At 50.0% G+C, this 1,253-nt stretch carries 2 protein-coding genes; both read right to left on the minus strand.

The window, feature by feature from the left end; genetic code table 11:
- Window positions 1-239 precede the first annotated feature (239 nt).
- Window positions 240-1,004: a TSUP family transporter gene (locus BLQ59_RS15505; RefSeq protein WP_074573703.1), complete on the minus strand. Its 765-nt coding sequence runs from the start codon at window positions 1,002-1,004 to the stop codon at window positions 240-242.
- Between the two features lie 4 nt (window positions 1,005-1,008).
- Window positions 1,009-1,253, minus strand: a 245-nt coding sequence (locus BLQ59_RS16260; RefSeq protein WP_218122926.1) for a hypothetical protein, incomplete at its 5' end; no start/stop codon positions are given.

A 1,253-nucleotide genomic window follows, 5' to 3' on the forward strand; every position in this document is an offset into this window, starting at 1 on the left:
GCAGGTAACTAAAATAGTACGCACTACTGCTGGCGGGTCATTTAGTGAAGTGGCGAAGAAGTATCCCCACCTCCGCCCCACAAATCTGTAACCAAATTGCGCTCAAGCACGCAACTACAAACTGGAATTTATAGTGGGAAAACTGTCTGTTAGGATTTACAATAAAAGGCGGCCCGCCGACTCATTTGAGTCAGCGGGCCGCCTTGCTGTTAGAGGCATGTTGTCACAGCCCTGTTGGGCTAAAAGAACAAGCCGTATACAAGCTTGCCAATCAATATCGTGGTAATAATGATGAATAGAGGCCGTACATACCCAACGCCTTTTTTTAGCGCCATATTGGCACCGCAGTAGGCGCCGGCAATCATGGCGAGTCCCATGGGGATGGCGTGGGTGAAGTCGATAAGGCCGCAGGCACCGAAGAAGATCACGGCGGAGAGGTTGCTGGCGAAGTTCAGGGTGCGGGCATTGGCGGCGGCACCTAAAAAATCAAAACCGACCATGAGCAGGCCGAAGAGCATGAAGGAACCGGCGCCAGGGCCAAAGAAACCGTCATAGAAGCCCAACGAGAAGGCGACGACGCCGGATAGCAGCAAGAGTCTCGTGCTCATACCGGCGTATTTGTTTTCCTTGCCCCAGTCTTTCTTGAAGATACTATAGAGGAGTACGCCAATCAGCATCACGATGACCAATGGGCGCAGGATATCTGGCGGCACCATTTGCACGACGAATACGCCTAAGGCTGAGCCGATGAAGGACAAGGGAAACAGGCGTTTCATTAGGTAAACATCGACTTTACCAGAGCGGACAAAGGTAATGAAACTGGTCAGGGCGCCCATCACTGCGGCGCATTTGTTGGTGCCCAGGGCCATTACCGGCGGCAGCCCAGTCCATAGCAATGCAGGGACGGAAATCAAACCGCCGCCGCCGACTACGGAATCAATAAAAGCAGCCATAAAGCCGAAGAAAAGCAAGAAGGCTGTGGTACCAAGGTCTAAGAATTCCATACTATCAATCCTCCTGAGATAAGGATACTATGAATGGGGCGAAACTGGCAATATCTTTTCTATTAGATGAAAGAAACATGGTGCTAGATAAGGATTTAGAAAAAAGCTCACCTTTTTTCGATTTTTTTTCAAAAAGGTGTTGACATATGCAGCAGACTCGTGTAATATAATACAAGTCGCTGACAGACACGGCAACGAAACAGCTGAGCAAGCCTTGAATGGCAGGCCGCTGAGAGAAACCGAAAAGCT

The sequence above is a fragment of the Pseudoselenomonas ruminantium genome, assembly GCF_900104055.1.
GTDB lineage: Bacteria > Bacillota > Negativicutes > Selenomonadales > Selenomonadaceae > Selenomonas_A > Selenomonas_A ruminantium_C.

Excerpts from the sequence above, each read along its gene's own strand:
- BLQ59_RS15505 (WP_074573703.1), bottom strand. The coding sequence starts at position 1,004 with ATGGAATTCTTAGACCTTGGTACCACAGCCTTCTTGCTTTTCTTCGGC.